The organism is Pseudomonas salicis, assembly GCF_057128705.1.
This window is the reverse complement of sequence record NZ_JBSKHU010000003.1, coordinates 656,668-672,624: the sequence shown is the minus strand read 5'-3', so window position 1 is coordinate 672,624 and position 15,957 is coordinate 656,668. Positions and strand designations below refer to the sequence as shown.

18 protein-coding genes are annotated in these 15,957 nt (G+C 60.8%); 11 read left to right on the top strand and 7 right to left on the bottom strand.

The genetic code is table 11. The features are described 5' to 3' along the window. Positions 1-327: 327 nt before the first annotated feature. Both ACWKWE_RS13750 and ACWKWE_RS13745 read left to right on the top strand, forming a co-directional pair. Positions 328-792 (top strand): helix-turn-helix domain-containing protein, encoded by a 465-nt coding sequence (locus ACWKWE_RS13750; protein ID WP_483850819.1) that lies wholly within the window; start codon positions 328-330, stop codon positions 790-792. Positions 793-872: 80 nt separating this feature from the next. Next, the gene (locus ACWKWE_RS13745) at positions 873-2,165 is read left to right on the top strand and encodes an amidase (RefSeq protein WP_483850818.1); all 1,293 of its coding nucleotides are present in this window, start codon (positions 873-875) and stop codon (positions 2,163-2,165) included. A 118-nt stretch (positions 2,166-2,283) separates the two neighbouring features. Here the strand turns inward: ACWKWE_RS13745 and araH are convergent, their stop codons facing one another. The 5 genes from araH to ACWKWE_RS13720 all read right to left on the bottom strand — a co-directional run bounded on the left by araH (position 2,284) and on the right by ACWKWE_RS13720 (position 7,710). After that, positions 2,284-3,252: an L-arabinose ABC transporter permease AraH gene (gene araH / locus ACWKWE_RS13740; protein ID WP_166597331.1), complete on the bottom strand. Its 969-nt coding sequence runs from the start codon at positions 3,250-3,252 to the stop codon at positions 2,284-2,286. A gap of 39 nt (positions 3,253-3,291) precedes the next feature. Continuing rightward, a complete protein-coding gene (araG, locus tag ACWKWE_RS13735) occupies positions 3,292-4,818 on the bottom strand; it encodes an L-arabinose ABC transporter ATP-binding protein AraG (protein WP_166597330.1) in 1,527 nt (508 codons plus the stop codon). 97 nt (positions 4,819-4,915) lie between these two features. Then, a complete protein-coding gene (locus ACWKWE_RS13730) occupies positions 4,916-5,920 on the bottom strand; it encodes a substrate-binding domain-containing protein (protein WP_166597329.1) in 1,005 nt (334 codons plus the stop codon). A 165-nt stretch (positions 5,921-6,085) separates the two neighbouring features. Next, the gene (locus tag ACWKWE_RS13725) at positions 6,086-6,964 is read right to left on the bottom strand and encodes an SMP-30/gluconolactonase/LRE family protein (RefSeq protein WP_483850817.1); all 879 of its coding nucleotides are present in this window, start codon (positions 6,962-6,964) and stop codon (positions 6,086-6,088) included. Positions 6,965-7,017: 53 nt separating this feature from the next. Continuing rightward, positions 7,018-7,710: a FadR/GntR family transcriptional regulator gene (locus tag ACWKWE_RS13720; protein ID WP_166597327.1), complete on the bottom strand. Its 693-nt coding sequence runs from the start codon at positions 7,708-7,710 to the stop codon at positions 7,018-7,020. Between the two features lie 331 nt (positions 7,711-8,041). On the opposite strand from ACWKWE_RS13720, the gene ACWKWE_RS13715 reads away from it, so the two are divergent. From ACWKWE_RS13715 to ACWKWE_RS13680, 8 genes are all read left to right on the top strand, one after another. Further along, on the top strand, positions 8,042-9,187 hold the full coding sequence (locus tag ACWKWE_RS13715; protein WP_483850816.1) for an aldose epimerase family protein: 1,146 nt from the start codon (positions 8,042-8,044) through the stop codon (positions 9,185-9,187). 365 nt (positions 9,188-9,552) lie between these two features. After that, entirely contained in the window at positions 9,553-9,777 is a 225-nt protein-coding gene (locus ACWKWE_RS13710; protein ID WP_062382299.1) for a DUF6555 family protein, read from the top strand. A 325-nt stretch (positions 9,778-10,102) separates the two neighbouring features. Then, positions 10,103-11,047, top strand: a complete 945-nt coding sequence (locus ACWKWE_RS13705; protein WP_483850815.1) for an ABC transporter substrate-binding protein — start codon at positions 10,103-10,105, stop codon at positions 11,045-11,047. A 332-nt stretch (positions 11,048-11,379) separates the two neighbouring features. Beyond that, on the top strand, positions 11,380-11,700 hold the full coding sequence (locus ACWKWE_RS13700; protein ID WP_166597324.1) for a YXWGXW repeat-containing protein: 321 nt from the start codon (positions 11,380-11,382) through the stop codon (positions 11,698-11,700). 102 nt (positions 11,701-11,802) lie between these two features. Continuing rightward, positions 11,803-12,417: an RNA polymerase sigma factor gene (locus ACWKWE_RS13695; RefSeq protein ID WP_166597323.1), complete on the top strand. Its 615-nt coding sequence runs from the start codon at positions 11,803-11,805 to the stop codon at positions 12,415-12,417. Beyond that, positions 12,407-12,841, top strand: coding sequence for a hypothetical protein (locus ACWKWE_RS13690; RefSeq protein WP_483850814.1), 435 nt, complete (start codon positions 12,407-12,409; stop codon positions 12,839-12,841). Before ACWKWE_RS13695 ends, ACWKWE_RS13690 begins: the two co-directional genes overlap by 11 nt. Beyond that, positions 12,838-13,311 (top strand): periplasmic heavy metal sensor, encoded by a 474-nt coding sequence (locus ACWKWE_RS13685; RefSeq protein WP_483850813.1) that lies wholly within the window; start codon positions 12,838-12,840, stop codon positions 13,309-13,311. Before ACWKWE_RS13690 ends, ACWKWE_RS13685 begins: the two co-directional genes overlap by 4 nt. A gap of 88 nt (positions 13,312-13,399) precedes the next feature. Continuing rightward, positions 13,400-13,612 carry a hypothetical protein gene (locus tag ACWKWE_RS13680; protein ID WP_341958684.1) on the top strand — a complete coding sequence of 71 codons (213 nt, stop codon included), beginning with the start codon at positions 13,400-13,402 and terminating at the stop codon, positions 13,610-13,612. Between the two features lie 12 nt (positions 13,613-13,624). Here ACWKWE_RS13680 and ACWKWE_RS13675 read toward each other — a convergent pair whose 3' ends face one another. Then, on the bottom strand, positions 13,625-14,347 hold the full coding sequence (locus ACWKWE_RS13675; protein ID WP_483850812.1) for a tellurite resistance TerB family protein: 723 nt from the start codon (positions 14,345-14,347) through the stop codon (positions 13,625-13,627). Between the two features lie 174 nt (positions 14,348-14,521). Between ACWKWE_RS13675 and ACWKWE_RS13670 the strand changes: the two genes are divergently transcribed. Then, entirely contained in the window at positions 14,522-15,175 is a 654-nt protein-coding gene (locus tag ACWKWE_RS13670) for an HAD-IA family hydrolase (RefSeq protein ID WP_483850811.1), read from the top strand. A 36-nt stretch (positions 15,176-15,211) separates the two neighbouring features. Here ACWKWE_RS13670 and ACWKWE_RS13665 read toward each other — a convergent pair whose 3' ends face one another. Then, positions 15,212-15,952: an S-methyl-5'-thioinosine phosphorylase gene (locus tag ACWKWE_RS13665; RefSeq protein WP_166597317.1), complete on the bottom strand. Its 741-nt coding sequence runs from the start codon at positions 15,950-15,952 to the stop codon at positions 15,212-15,214. Positions 15,953-15,957: the final 5 nt, after the last annotated feature.

Sequence of the window (15,957 nt, the reverse complement as noted above, 5' to 3'; positions counted from 1 at the left end):
GCGGCTTTCTGTCCGGGAGGCCGCTGGCGTCGCAGCGGCCCTTACTTTCGCTCGCAACTTATACAGAAAAGCAATTACGTACAGCTATTTATAAAAATAGATCATACGTACGTTTCATAAAATATCTTTAACAACCGATTGGATCCCTTTCCACTTCAATCGGATGTTCTGTATTGTCACCACATCATTCATACACTCTCTACGAAACTTCGACGAAATGATTGAGCGCTTTAATTAATCATTCATTCAACTTCACGTGTGTTAGGCGTACACCCGCTTGCTGCCGGGCCGACGAAGGCCACCTGCGGATGGATGCTGGAGGCTCATATGACAGGGATTGGTCCGCGACTTCGGCAGGAGCGCACCCGACTTAAACTTTCGCAAAGCGCTTTGGGGGCGATTGGGGGCGTTGAAACCAACGCACAAGGTAACTACGAAAGCGGCGCACGGTCGCCAAAGGCCGATTATTTATTGCGTATTTCAGGTGCTGGTATCGATATCAATTATGTACTGACGGGTTCACGCCTTCTTGAACTTGATAGCACCAAGCCATCTCCGTTTATGCCTGATCATGCACCTAACGAACATCTGGAAAAAGTGACCGAACAATTACACCGCAATCTTCACGGACTCATCGACGCGTTGTATCAGATGGCTTTATTGGTGGAAGTGCGCTCCAGTGGCACTCAGGACAGTGCCGTCAAACAGGAACTGGAAGTCATCCGCACCGAGGCGCAAGAGTTGGCACAGGCGTCTGTCAGGCTGATTTTCGTCACCTCGAAACTGACGTGAGCCCTTGACCGCTCCGGTGTACACCGCCGCACTTCATAGCGCATGATTCACCGATTCGACGACGCCCCATGGACTTCGCTGTGACCCATACCGCCCCTGATCTGACCCGCTTGACCGCCAGCGCCGCTGCTCGGTTATTACAACGCCGGGAGTTGACCGCGCTCGCTTTACTGGACGCTTGCATTGAGAGGATCGAAGCGCGAGAGCCCGAACTTCAGGCTTGGCGCCACTATGATGCTGACGGCGCCCGAGCGCTGGCACGGCAGTTGGACGGTGGCCCGATCCGTGGCCCTTTGCATGGGCTGCCATTGGGCGTGAAAGATCTGTTCGACACCCGTGATTTCCCGTCCGCCTACGGTTCTCCGATTTATCAGGCGCATCGACCCGCCCACGATGCGGCGGCTGTTGCGCTGTGCCGCGACGCGGGCGCCATCGTGCTGGGCAAAACCGTGACCACCGAGTTTGCAACCTTCACCCCGGGCCCCACCGGCAACCCCCACAACCCGGCGCACACACCGGGCGGGTCGTCCAGCGGATCGGCCGCGGCGGTTGGCGCACACATGGTGCCCCTTGCGCTGGGCACCCAAACGGCCGCTTCAGTGATCCGCCCAGCCGCCTATTGCGGCATCGTCGGTTTCAAACCGAGCTTCGGATTGATCCCCCGGGCCGGCATCAAGAGCCTCAGCGAGTCGCTCGACACCGTGGGCGGCTTCGGTCGTTGTGTCGAAGACGTGGCACTGCTCACGTCAGTCATGGCGAACGCCCCGCAATGGCGACAGTTGCCGACTGATCGTAAACCGCGCATCGGGGTGTGCCGCACCGCGTTCTGGGACAGGGCCAGCCCGGCGGCGCAAGCGGCGTTCCACGATGCGGTTCAGCGGCTGACGGCTCAAAGCGCCCACGTGGTGGACGTGACGTTGAGCGATGCGGTTGCGACGCTGGCCGACGTGCACGACGAAGTGATGTCCGCCGAGGCGTTCAAGGCACTGGCCGATGAGCGACTGAATCATCCGGACCTGCTAAGCGAACGGCTGCAGACCATGCTGGAACGTGGCGGACAGATCAGTTTCGAACAAAGCCTTCAGCACCGGGCACACGTGGCCTCGGCCCGGCACCAGGTGGGGCGCGGCTTCGCGGACTACGACGTGCTGCTGACGCCCAGTGCCTGTGGCGAAGCGGAGTTGGGACTGGAGCGAACGGGCGATCCGCTGTTCTCACGCATCTGGAGCCTGCTGGGCTTGCCGAGCCTGAACCTGCCTGTCGGTTTCGGGCCTCAAGGGTTGCCGTTGGGTATTCAGGTGATCGGACCGGTGATGAGCGACACCGCGACGTTGGGGTTTGCCCACTGGATCGAGCGCAGCCTGGCAAGTTAGCAGCCCTCAACTCGATGTTTGGCTCAACGTGTCGCCAGACGCTGTCACTGCAGAATGAACCCGGCCCCGGTGGGATCGGGGGGCCATAAAATCCTGGCCCGCCTAAAGACCCTTCGGGTTACCGCCGTTTCAACCGGTCAATGATCACCGCGAGCAGCAGGATGGTGCCGCGAATGACGTACTGGTAGAACGTGTCGATGTTTTTCAGGTTCATCGCGTTTTCGATGATCGCCAGAATCAGCACCCCGGCAATGACGTGGCGAATCATGCCGATGCCGCCGCTGAGGGACACGCCACCCAGCACGCACGCCGAAATGACCGTCAGTTCGAAGCCCTGTCCGATCATCGGCTGACCCGAGGTCATCCGGGACGCCAGCACCACACCGGCCAGCGCGCCGATCAAGCCGTGCACCGCGAAGATAATGATCTTGGTGCGGTCAACGTGGACGCCCGCCAGCAACGCCGCTTCCTGATTGCCGCCGATGGCCAGCGAATTGCGGCCGTAGGTGGTGTAGTTGAGCAGCCAGCCGAAGAACACGAAACACACGATGGTGATCAGGATCGGCACCGGCACGCCGAACAACTGGCCGTTGCCGAACACGAAAAACGCCTCGTCCCCCACGCCCACGGCCTTGCCGTTGGAAAAAATGTAGGCCAGACCGCGCACGATCTGCATGGTCGCCAGCGTGGTAATCAGCGCGTTGATGCGCAGTTTGGCGATGACGATCCCGTTGATCAGCCCCACCAGCAAGCCCATCGCCAGCGCTGCCGACACGCCAAGAAACACGCTGTCGGTGTCGCGAATCACAATCCCGGCGATCACCCCGGAACAGGCCAGCACCGAACCGACCGACAAGTCGAAATGCCCCGACGCCAGGCAAAACAGCATGGTGCAGGCGGCGATGCCGACCGTGGAAATCGCCAGCCCCAGGCCGCGCATGTTGAGGGGCGACATGAAGTTGTCGATGAGCAAGGCACAGAGCACGAAAATGCCCAATGCCGCCAGGAGCATCGCCCAGTCATCGAAGAATCGGCGCAGGTTCATGCCCTGGCGGGGAGCCGTCATACGGCTGGTTTCGGTAGACATACGCACCTCGTTTTTATTTTTCACTTGGGTGACCCGGTTTCAGCCGCGGGTACGCGGCAGTGCCAATTGCAACAACCGTTGTTCATTGGCCTCGTCGCGAGACAATTCGCCGGTGATGGCGCCTTCGCTCATGACCAGAATGCGGTCGGAAATACCCATGACTTCCATCAAATCGCTGGACACCACGATTACTGCGATGCCGTCGGCCGCGAGGTTATGGATGATGTCGTAGATCTCGGATTTGGCGCCGATGTCGATGCCACGGGTGGGCTCGTCGAGCAGCAACACCTTCATCGGCATCGACAGCCAGCGGCCCAGAATGGCCTTCTGCTGATTGCCGCCCGACAGAAACAGCATCTGCTGTTCCGGCGAAGGCGTTTTGACGTTCATCGCGCGGATCTGCTGTTTGGCGTTGTCACGCTCCCAGCGGCCCTGAATTAGACATCCGAGGTGCACATGACGAGGCCGCGCACCGATGTTGATGTTCTCGGCCACGCTGGACAACGGCACGATGCCCTCCTTCTTGCGGTCCTCGGGACACAACAGAATCCCGGCCGCAATCGCGTCTCGGGGCGACCGCAGATTCAGCGGTTTGCCGTCGAGTTGCAGGGTGCCCGTTTGGGTCCGCGTCAGCCCGGAAAGCAGGCGGAACAGCTCGGTGCGACCCGCGCCCACCAGACCGAAAAAGCCCAGCACTTCGCCTTTCTCCACTGCGAAGCTCACCGGCTCCTGAATGCCCGGCCCTTCCAGCCCGGTCACTCGCAGGCTCGGCCCCTGATGCTGGCGCGGGCGGTAGTTGTAGATGTCCTGAATGTCGCGCCCGACCATGCACGTCACCAACCGGTCATGGTCCAGATCGGCCATGTCCTCGAAGGTGCGCACGAAACGGCCGTCCTTGAATACCGTCACCGCGTCGCACACGCGGAAGATCTCTTCCATGCGGTGGGACACGTACAAAATTACCCGGCCCTCGTCCCGCAGCTTGACGATGATCGCCATCAAGCGATCGATTTCCCGCGCCGAGAGGCTACTGGTGGGTTCGTCGAAGGCGATGACGTGGGCGTTGCGCGACATGGCCTTGGCGATTTCCACCAACTGCCGTTGCCCCAGCGAGAGATCTCCGAGTCGGGTGTTCGGGTCGATTTCGTCCGCCAGGCCTTTGAGCAGTTCCCGCGCACGACGCACCATTGCCCGCCGGTTGACCATGCCCCAGCGATTAGGCATGTGGCCGAGCAGCAGGTTTTCCGCCACCGACATTTCCGGCACCAGGTGCAGTTCCTGGTGAATCACCGCGACACCCGCCGCGATGCTGTCGGCGGTGGATTTAAAGGCCAGGTGTTGATCGCCGATTTGCAGGTCGCCACTGTTGGGCTGATACGAACCGCCGAGGATTTTCAACAGCGTCGATTTACCCGCGCCGTTCTCGCCCATCAGCGCGTGAACGCTGCCGGGGCGGGCTTCAAAATTGATGTCCGACAGCGCCTTCACGCCGGGAAAGGTTTTGCCGATCCCGTTGAAGCGCAAACTGCCGCCGGATGGCTGTAGCTGAACCGATGCCTGTTGCATGTAACCCCTCCTCCCCGCTTCGCCCGATTGGGGTGAAGCGAGGCCTTGCAGATGTCAGCCTGACGCAGGGCGCCAAGCCGCTGATGGCTGCCGCGATTTACTTGTAGAGGCCGATTTTGGTCAGCACGTCCTTGAAGTTCTCGCGGGTGATCAGGGTCACGTCGTCCATGGCGGTGTATTTCGGCGGCTCCTTGCCGGTGGACACCCACTCATACATCTGCAGCGCGGTGTTGTAGCCTTCCTTGTCCGGGCTTGGCAGCATCGAACCGAAGAAGCCACTTTCCTTTTTCTTCAGTTCATCAATGGCGTCAGTGCCGTTGATGCCGATGCCAATCACGTTGGCAGGCGCGAAACCCGCACCTGCGGTGGCGCGCACGCCGCCCAACACAGTGTTGTCGTTCATGCCGCCGACGATCAGGTTTTTCGCCCCGCTCGGCAGTTTTGGCAGGGCCGCGTTGGTGGCGTCCATGCTGCCCGGCACGTCGAGGGTTTTCTGCGGAGTGAAGAGGATGTGGTCTTCCGGCAGACCGGCTTTCTTCAACGCGTCGACCGAACCGTCGGTGCGCTTCTTGCCGGTGTCCAGTTCGTTATAGGTGTTGATGATCGCGTAGGTTTCTTTCCAGTCCCACTTGCGGTTCTGCGCTTCGGTGGCCATCGCCGCACCCTGTTTCTGGCCGACCTCAAAGGCCGCCATGCCGAGGTACGGCACGTCTTCCATGAACTTGCCTTTGGCGTCGACAAAACGATCGTCCACGGCCATGACCTTCAGGTCGTTGGCCTTGGCCTTGGCAACGATGGCCGGGCCGAGGGACACGTCAGGCGGGCAAATGACAAAGCCCTTGGCGCCGTTGGCGGCCAGGTTGTCGATGGCAGAGAGGGTTTTTTCGCCGTCCGGTACGGCGATCTTGATGACTTCGAAGCCGTGGTCCTTGCCCGCCTTTTCGGCGAACTGCCATTCGGTCTGGAACCAGGGCTCTTCGGCTTGCTTGACGAGGAAACCGATCTTGACCTTATCGGCGGCCATCGCACCGCTGCTCATTCCAACGATGGCAGTGGCAACAGCGGCACAGCACAGGGAACGAATCCCGTGGCGACTCAACATAGCTAACTCCTTATTTTTATTGACTAGCTACAGCGTCCAGCAGTGAGTGTCGTGACAGCCTGAAGGAGAAATACGCGACAGGCCGAATCGACTGAGTACAGTCTTATCATATTATCAATGGCGTCTATGTAACCGAGTGTCACACCTCTATAGCGTTCCCGTGACTCAACCCGCAAAACGGTTCGATGCCAGCCCCTTGATGCCGGTTTCGGCCTGCAATACGCTCCCGTCCAGCGCCAAGGCATCGCTGGAAGGACGAGCGCTGGTGACGAACAGCGTGGTCATCTCCGGGCCGCCAAACACGCAACTGGTGGGATGGCTCACGGGCAGGTCCACGATCCGGTCGACGCTACCGTCGGGCGCGAATCGAATGAGGCAATGGCCGCCCCATCGGGCGTTCCACACGTAGCCCTCGGCATCCATGGCCGAGCCATCCGGCACGCCGCGCTCATGTTCAGCGGCCCAGATGCGACGTTCGCCCAAGCGTCCATCCGCCTGAATCGGGTAGCGGTAAATGACGCCGTCAAGGCTGTCCGCCGTCAGCAGCGCAGTGCCTCTTTCGGCCCAGAGCATGGTGTTGACGATCCCCTGGCCGTCGAGCAACGGCGTGACGCGGGCGTTGGCATCGACGCGATAAATCCCGCCGGAACGCCGCTCCAGAGGCAGGTCACCGCCTTCGGCATCGAGGTTGTTCTGCATGCTGCCCAGCCACAGACGGCCCTGACTGTCGCAGCGTGCTTCATTCGCCCGATTGCCTTCGACGGGGTCGGCCACACAGAGCAATGTCAGGGCGGGGTGTTCGGTAAGAGAATCGAGGTTCAAGCGGTACACGCCGCTGGCCAGAGTGACCAACACGTCGCCTTTGACGGTCGGGATGAACGCAGAGACGGGCTCATTGAATTGCCAGTGACGCACCTGCCCTTGATGCAAGCGCAACGCCCGAAATCCGGCGATGTCCACCCAGTACAGGCTCTGCTGGGCGTCGTCCCAGAACGGCCCTTCGGCCAGTTTGAATCGCAGGTCGGAGACCGGCTGCCATTTCATACGCAATGTCCTGTTCTTGTTTTGGTGAGGAAGGCTCGGGGTGCCGTCCTGTGTCACGTCGCCCGCGAGCGGGAAATCACCTCGTTGGCGTTCTCAATCAAACTCATGCAAGCCCACACGCCGCGCGCCGGATCACGGGTCGCAATGGCGTCGGCCAAGTCCTTGTGCAACGGCAGCGTCCGACCCAATTCACCCGGCACCGCCGACGACACTTCGAACGAAATCGCCAGTAAGGCGCCCAACGCTGGCAGCATCTGTTCGATGAACTGGTTGTGACTGGCCGCCAGCACTGCTTCGTGAAAACGCTGGTCGGCGTGGTTGTAATTGCCCTTGTCCGCCACGCTGGCCGCCAGTTGCTGATACGCCGCCTGGATCTCCGCGATCTGTGCGGGCGTGGCCCGTTCACAGGCCCAACGCACTGCCATCGGCTCGATGGCGCGACGCAAATCCAGCAGGTCCAGCACGAAGCTTTCAGGCAAACCCTTGGCCGCTAGCCAACCGACCACCTGGGGGTCAAACAGGTTCCAGCTGCGCACCGGCAACACCCGCGTGCCGACCTTAGGCCCGACTTCCAGCATGCCCTTGGCCACCAGCGTTTTGATGGCCTCGCGGATCACCGTTCGACTGACGCCAAACTCCTCGCCCAACGCCGCTTCGACCTTCAACGACTGCCCCGGCGCCACACTGCCCTGAGCAATCCAGGCCCCCAGGCGGTCCACTGTTGACGCGTGAAAACTGTTGCTCATCCATCCGCCCCTTCTTGCGGTGCTTTCCGCAAATCGAGGCTAATCATCATACGATTGACTGTCAAACGGCTGTACAAGAGCAAAAAGCTGGGCTAAACCTGTTCAGCGTCAGGCCTGAGCCTGTCTCTCGGTAAATAGTATTACAATTAATTTTAAAATCGAGCGTTTTAATCCAATAAAACCCAAGACAAGGTCACCACAGACAAAGTAGTCATACCAATTATCGTTTCAGGCTTCAATTGATCGGCGTGTCAACCTGCTTGCCGCTTGCCACTCGCCGCTCGAAGCTCGCAACTTTCCCCCGCTTCTAAAACAAAAAAGGAATGACGCAATGAGGAAGACGCTTATCCCTGCTATCGGACTGACCCTGCTGGTCTCTGCCCTTCAAGCCCACGCAGGCGCCGGGCTCACAGCCGAACACGCCGCATTCGGCAAACTGCCAGACGGCACCTCCGTCGAAAAATACGTGCTGCGCAACAGCCTTGGCATGCAGGCCACTGTGCTGACCTACGGCGGCACGCTGCAATCGCTGCTGATTCCGGACAAACACGGCAAGACCGAAGACGTGGTCCTCGGTTTCGACGACATCGACGGCTACCTCAACGGGACGGCGTATTTCGGCGCCACCATCGGCCGCTTCGGCAACCGCCTGGCCGACGGCAAATTCAACCTCGATGGGAAAAGCTACCAGGTCCCGCAGAACGACAAGACCAATGCCTTGCACGGGGGAACGAAAGGGTTCGACAAGCAAATCTGGAAAGCTGAGCAGATCAAGGACAAGGGCTGGGTGGGCGTCAAGCTGACCTATGTTTCGGCTGACGGGGAAATGGGGTTTCCGGGGACGCTGAAAACCGAAGTGACCTACAGCCTCAACGAAAAGAACGAACTGCGCATTCAGTACCACGCCACCACCGACAAACCAACGGTGCTGAACCTGACCAACCACAGCTACTTCAACCTTGCAGGTGCGGGCAATGGCGACGTGCTTGATCAGGTCGCCATTGTTCATGCCAGTCATTACACACCGGTCACTGAAAAGCTGATCCCGACGGGCGAACTGCCCACCGTGACCGGCACCCCGCTGGACTTCCTCAAGCCGGTCGCTTTTGGCAAGCGCATTCGTGAGGACAACCAGCAACTGAAATTCGCCGAACCGACTCAAGGCGGCTACGACCACAACTGGGTGCTGGATAACAAAGGCAAGTTGTCGAATCTGGCGGCCGACGTGGTTGATCCGAAATCGGGCCGCCGTCTGCAGTTGTTCACCACCGAACCGGGCGTGCAGCTCTACACCGGCAACTTCCTCGACGGCACGGTCAAAGGCAAGGCTGGCAAAATTTACCCGCACTGGGGCGCTTTCACCCTCGAAACCCAACACTTCCCGGACTCTCCGAACCAGCCGAACTTCCCGTCCACACGGCTCGATCCCGGCAAGGCGTACACCCAGACGACGGTGTTCAGGTTTTCCAGCAAATAGCCCTCACGTCAGACACTGCATGACCTGAGGTTTGGTCCAAATCCTGTGGGAGACGCCGGAGGTTACGACGGCAGCGATTGTGGTGGGTCAGACACGCGTCTGCAAGCTGACCCACCGCCTCGCTGCCGTTGTCCCTCCGGCATCTCCCACAGCGACCTTGGCGGTGCCAGGATCTGCGACCGGCACATTCGCTGCGCCGACGCTGAAATGTCCTTCGACCCATCCATTCGTCCACATCTGCAAGCTCCGAATCACCCTTCTGTACCACGCGTAACCGTTTGGTAACGAAAGGAATAATCCGACTGAATTTTCCCGAAAGATCTGACTCAACGAGATGTGAGCGACTGATAGGGAGGTTTGCAAGCGTGGCACAGTACAAGCATTTCAGAATCGATTACCTGCTGCATGGCAAGTACAAAAGCTTCTACATCAGCGCCGAAGCCATGGACAACGCATCCGCCTGGCATTGGGCGTCGGTGGACGCAGGATTCGGGCAAATACCCAAATACCGTTCGGACAAGGTGCCGAAAGTCAGCAAGCCCAAGGCTGAACAACTCGGGTTGACTGACGTGGAATGGGCGGAATCCTGATTCGCACCCCATTCGCTGAAAATCGGTGCCGCCGGCCTTCGGGTTTCGGCGGTTTTTTTTGAAGGGTCCGCCCATGCCTATGTTGACCCGGCAACAGCGAATCAACAGCTTGCTGCTCATGATGCAGCCCTTGACCCGGAATCCCTTTCCGCCCCAATCACCCGGCCTCGCCAAAGCGCTGAACCGGCCAATTCTGCCGGGCGACGATGGCACCCCGTGATGGCACATCCCCTGCAATCCTCAGTCCACGTTCAGGACGATCCTGAATGCCTCCCCTTTCAACGTCGACACCACCTCACCTGATCGACGTCATCGAGACACCGTAATGACCCTGTCCCGTTTCCTGCGTCGCAGCCTCGCATCCCTGGCCTTGCTGACCCCGCTCGCCCACGCCGCCACGCCCGTCACGCTGGTCGTAGGCGATCAGAATTATTACAACGTCCGCGCTTCGGTGGAGGCTTCCGGCGTCCTCAAGGACGCGCCTTACACCGTGGAATGGAAACATTTCCAGTCCGCCGCCCCGGTGGCTGAAGGCCTGGAGGCGGGCGCCCTCGATTTGGGTTTCCTCGGCGACTCAGGCTTCATTTTCCTCGCCGCGAAAGGCGCTCCAGTCAAGCTGATCGGCGTGTCCCGGCAGAACCCCGACACCATTGCCCTGCTGGTGCCCAAGGACTCTCCGGCAAAAACCATTCAGGACCTGAAAGGCAAGAAGGTCGCTTACTGGCCCGGTGCCTGGAGCCAGCAACTGACATTGCGTGCGCTGGAAAAAGCCGGACTGCCCAAAGACTACGTGGAGTTCGTCAAACTGATGCCGATTGACGCCGCCGCAGCCTTGCCCCAAGGCAGCATCGATGCGTTCCCGGTGTGGGAACCGTACATCTCGCAGCAACAGGTATTTTCCGGTGCGCGTCCCATCATCACGGCACGTGGCCTGATGCCGGGGCTGTCGAGCATCGCGGCAAATGCCAACGCCATCGAACCGAAACGCGCCGCGATCAGCGACTTCCTCGGTCGATTGCAGAAAGCCCGGGCATGGGTGCAGGCCAACAAGGAGGCCTACGCGGACCTGTGGGCGAAGAAAGCCAATCTGGATCAGGCGGTGTCACGCCACTGGATCGGCCAGGCTGACATGAGCGTCGGACCGGTGGACGATGGCGCGGCGAAAGACTATCAAGGCACCGCTGATTTCCTCGTGCAAACCGGCGCACTGCCCAAGCCGTTCGAGACACGTAGCGTAATCGACACGTCGTTTAGCGCCGCCTTTCACTGAGGCGTGACCTGACCATTGGCGCACTGCATCAGTGCCATTGAAAGAACTGATCATTAAACGACCATTGCGAGTAAGCCCTTGCCTTTAAGGGCTTACAGCCAGTTATCCACAGAGATATTCACGCTTTCCGTGGACAACTTTTTGAACGAAATGCCGTTGACTTTCAGGGGCTTCCGAGCGTAGCTCCTCGTTCAAACGGGGTGCCAACCGTGTCCCGGGCACTGCTTTTTGTTACAGCAAAAAAATCTGTTTTTTGTGCGACGGATTTCCTCACCCACGCCGTTTAACCCTTCAACTGCACCCGCATCGGGTACAGGTTTGAAGGAGTTGTCATGAGAGCAGCACGATCTCTGGCGAAATTACGCTATGCCTTGATCCTCCCGGTCGCCCTCGCCGCCTTGGCCAGCACTCCGACCTACGCCCGTGAAGAAATCATCATTCGTCAGGCGCCCCCGCCCGTGCGCATGGAGCCCGTTCCCGTGGCCCGGCCTGGGTATGCGTGGGATCAGGGCCACTGGCGCTGGCAGGGACGCGGCTACGTCTGGGTGCCGGGGCACTGGCAACCGATGCGTCATAACGGACGCTGGCAGCCGGGACACTGGGAAGCCCGCGGCCCGAACTGGTATTGGATAGAAGGTCGCTGGCTGCGCTGAACCACTGACGGGGCTGTGGTCTGAGATGACAGGCTATTTCAGGCCCTCCCCGTCGCTCCCGCTTGGGATTGGCAGCCCCACGACCTGTCGAGACACGCCGTATTGAAAGACACTGATCCGGACATCGAGCTGTTGACCCGCATCGGCAACAACGAACCGGAAGCCGTCAATGAGATGGTGTCGCGCAAGCTCCCGCGCCTGCTGGCACTCGCCAGCCGTTTACTGGGCGATGCTGACGAAGCCCGCGACGTGACGCAGGAAAGCTTCATCAAGCTCTGGAAAGCGGCCGCCAGTTGGCGCAGCGGACAGGCGCGGTTCGACACCTGGCTGCACCGCGTCACGCTGAACCTGTGCTACGACCGGCTACGGCGCCGCAAGGAACAGCCGCTGGACGATGACAGGCTGTTGCAGGAAATGACCGATCCTTCGCCCGGCGCTGCCGAACAGGTGGAGACCGACGCGCAGAGCGCCTTGATGAGCGCAGCGCTTGCCGCCTTGCCGGACCGCCAGCGCGAGGCCATCGTGTTGCAGTATTACCAGGAGCTGTCGAACATCGAAGCGGCGGCGCTCATGGACATCAGCGTTGAAGCACTCGAAAGCCTGCTGTCCCGAGCGAGGCGCAACCTGCGCCGTTATTTGACCGAGGCTGAGGGTGCCGATTCGCACACCGCCGTCAGCCCGGGTCTACCTCAAGGAGAGAAACGCCATGACGCCTGAACGCTTTGCTCATCTGGCCGAGGCCTACGGGGCAGACCTCAGACACTGGCCCGCCGATGAGCGTGACTCGGCGCGAGCGCTGATTGCCCACGGCGATGAGAGCGTGCAGGCCGCACTGGAACAGGCCGCATGGCTCGACCATCGCCTTGACCTTCACCTGTCTACGGTTCCGGACGCAGCATTGATGCACGACGTCATGGCTTCAGCCCGGCGAGTGGAGCGCCCCTCGTTTTGGCAGCGCTATGCCGACTGGCTGTCGAGCCTTGGGTTCGTGGGCGTCGGCCTGGCCGGTGTTGCGGCGGGCATGCTGGTGGCGTCCCTGAGCCTGCCGCTGTCCGGTTCGCAGGAGCTGCTGCCGAGTGTGTTCGATCAGGGCGACACGGCGCTGATGATCGGCATTGATACCGAAGAGAGCGAAGAATGAGCCAGTCCCCACACCGTTTGAAACGCCTGCTGATCGCGTCGCTGCTCGCCAATGTGTTTCTGGTGGGCGGCGTGGTGGGCGGTCTGTATCAATGGTCGCAGCACCCACGGCCAGCGCCCGCAGTGGTGCAACATGGCTTGCGTCAGGCGATCGCCCATCTGCCCCAGGAACGCCGCCATCAACTGCGTCAGATGCTGCGCGAGACCCGCGCCGACAATCAATCGCTGATCATGGCCAGCCGAGATGCCCACCGAGACGTCGTCCAGCGCCTGAAAGCGCCGTCCCTCGACCGCGATGCACTGGATGCGGACCTGGATCGTGCACGAACCGCCGACATCACGCTGCGCACCCGCGTGGATGCCACCCTCGCTGACTTCGCGGCGAGTTTGCCCGTCGAACAGCGGCAAGTGCTGGCGGACGCCATGTCGGCTCCCCGTCAAGGCAAAGCGGCCAATACAGCAAAAGACTGACAGACAGCGACGGAATTTCCTGCCAGCCGCGTTAAACCCTTGAACGCCTCGTCAATCAGTCGAAGGCACGCTGGATCAAGGATTTCACATGCTGCGTAAAACCAAAGCTGCCCTGTTGGCCCTGGCCGTGACGCTGTCACTCTCAGGCTGCGTCATCGAACGCCCTCACCCGCGTCGTCCGCCGCCACCCGTTGAAGTCGTACCCGTCATGCCCGCCCCCGGCGCGCAATGGGTCGGCGGACACTATCGCTGGGCCGGCAATCAATGGTTATGGGTGCCGGGTCACTGGCGCAGGTATTAAGCCTGATAGGGCTCAGGCCGGTGCGCCTTTGGCTTGTTGCTCCAGGTGCAGCTGGAGCTGAGGGTCGATGCTGAGCGCGGCGGCGAGCTCGTCAAGGTAATTGCGCTCGGCGTCTTGTTGATCGTCCACCAGTAGCACACTGGCCAGGTACATTTCAGCGGCCATTCCTGGCTCGCCATCAGCGGCCTGGGCGACTTCGGCAGCGTCCAATGGCTTGGCGACTTCTGCGTCCAGCCACTGTTGCAACTGCGGGTCGTCGGCGTGGCGGGCGATTTCCTTGCGGATCATGTCCTGCTCGTGCTCGTCGATAGTGCCGTCAGCCTTGGCGGCTGCGATCAGGGCACGCAGGATAGCATGGCTGTGATCCTCAGCTTCCGGCCCGGCCAATTGATCAACCGTGCGCGGTGCCTCCTGTGGCGCGGATGCCTGTTGCCGCTGCCAGGACTGGTAGGCCTGAAACGCCATCATGCCGAGAGACGCCAACATCGCGTAATTGTTCGAACCCGACCGCGTCTGTGCGCCACCGGCGGTTCTGCCCGCCAGCCCTCCGCCGCCGAGCAAGCCGCCCAGCAGACCGCCCAGCCCACCGCCAGCGCTCGCACCGCCTGAGCGGCCACCCAACAGACCGCCCAGTAATCCGCCCAGCCTGCCTTGCGCTGTTTCTTTGCCACGTTGCTGCGTCGCCGACCCCTGACTGGCGCGCAAGAGTTGTTCCAGCAAATCGCTGGTGTTCATGTGCAGTTCCTCATCCGAGACATGTCACGCCTGAATCCCAACCATAGCCCTCAGACGACGGGCCGGCATGACCGTCTGGCCGACACCGTCCTCAGAAAATATTTATGGACCGCCATTGCCTCAAAAGACGCGTGTTAGCATCGCCCCCTTCTCGACGCTTGAAGGAGCCAAGGCATGCAGGACACCCACACATTCGCCGCCTTTCTGTTCGACATGGACGGCACGCTCACCAATTCCATCGCCGCAGCGGAACGGGTCTGGACCCAATGGGCCGTGAGCAAAGGGCTGGATGTCGAGGAACTGCTGTCCACCATCCACGGCGTGCGTTGCGTCGACACCCTGCGTCGGCTGAACCTGCCGGGCGTGGACCCTGAACGCGAGGCCGAACGGCTCGCCCAGATGGAAACCGACGACGTTGAAGGCGTGGTGTCCATCGAGGGCGCCGCCCAATTCCTCGCGGCACTGCCGCCTGACCGTTGGGCCGTGGTGACGTCTGCGCCACGCCGACTGGCGGAGCGCAGGATTCAGGCCGCAGGATTGCCGCTGCCGCACACCATGGTTGCGGCCGAAGACGTTGAGCGCGGCAAACCGGCACCGGACTGCTTTCTGTTGGCGGTGAAAAAACTGGGGGTAAAACCGGAGGATTGTCTGGTGTTTGAAGATGCGCCGGCCGGAATTGCCGCAGCAGAAGCCGCCGGAGCAAAGGTCATGGTGATCACCGCAACTCACAAGCATGTGATCGAGACGCCGCATCCGGGCCTGACCAGCTACGACGCCTACACCGTCTCCGTCACCGATCAGGGATGGCTGACACTGAAGCCGCAATGACAGGCGCCCCTTGCGGGCGCCCACCTTCATCCCGCATCAGGCCGCGTTCAAAACCCGCGCCAGCACCGACTTGACCGTGCCGATGCCGTTTTGCAGGGCCTGATCAATCTCGGCCATGGTGATCACGGAGGACGATTTGCCCGCTGCGGGGTTAACCACCAGCGCAAGGCAGGCGTAATTCAGCTCAAGCTCGCGCGCGAGCGCGGCCTCTGGCATGCCGGTCATCCCGACGATGTCACAGCCGTCGCGCTCCAGCCGCAGGATTTCAGCGGCGGTTTCCAGACGGGGACCCTGAGTGCAGCCGTAGACGCCGTAATCGCTGAACGGGCCACCTTCGGTTTTCAAAGCATCGATCAACCGTTCGCGCAGCGCCTGGCTGTACGGCTGGGTGAAATCGATGTGGGTGACCCGCTCCAGATCATCGGCAAAATAGGTGTGCTCGCGACCACTGGTGTAGTCCACCAGATCATGGGGCACGCAAAAATGTCCCGTGACCATGTCAGCGTTAATACCGCCCACCGCGTTGACCGCCAGAATCGCCTGCGCCCCGGCCTGCTTCAACGCCCACAGGTTGGCGCGGTAGTTGACCTTGTGCGGTGGCAGACGATGGGGATGGCCGTGGCGGGCAAGAAACATTACTTCTCGCCCGCCAAACTCGCCCAGCTGAACCTCGCCCGACGGCTCGCCATAGGGCGTGCTCATGGCCAGAGACTGACGAATCGTCAGGCCCTCCAGATGCGCCAGCCCTGTGCCGCCGATGATCGCGTAAACCGTCATGGCCA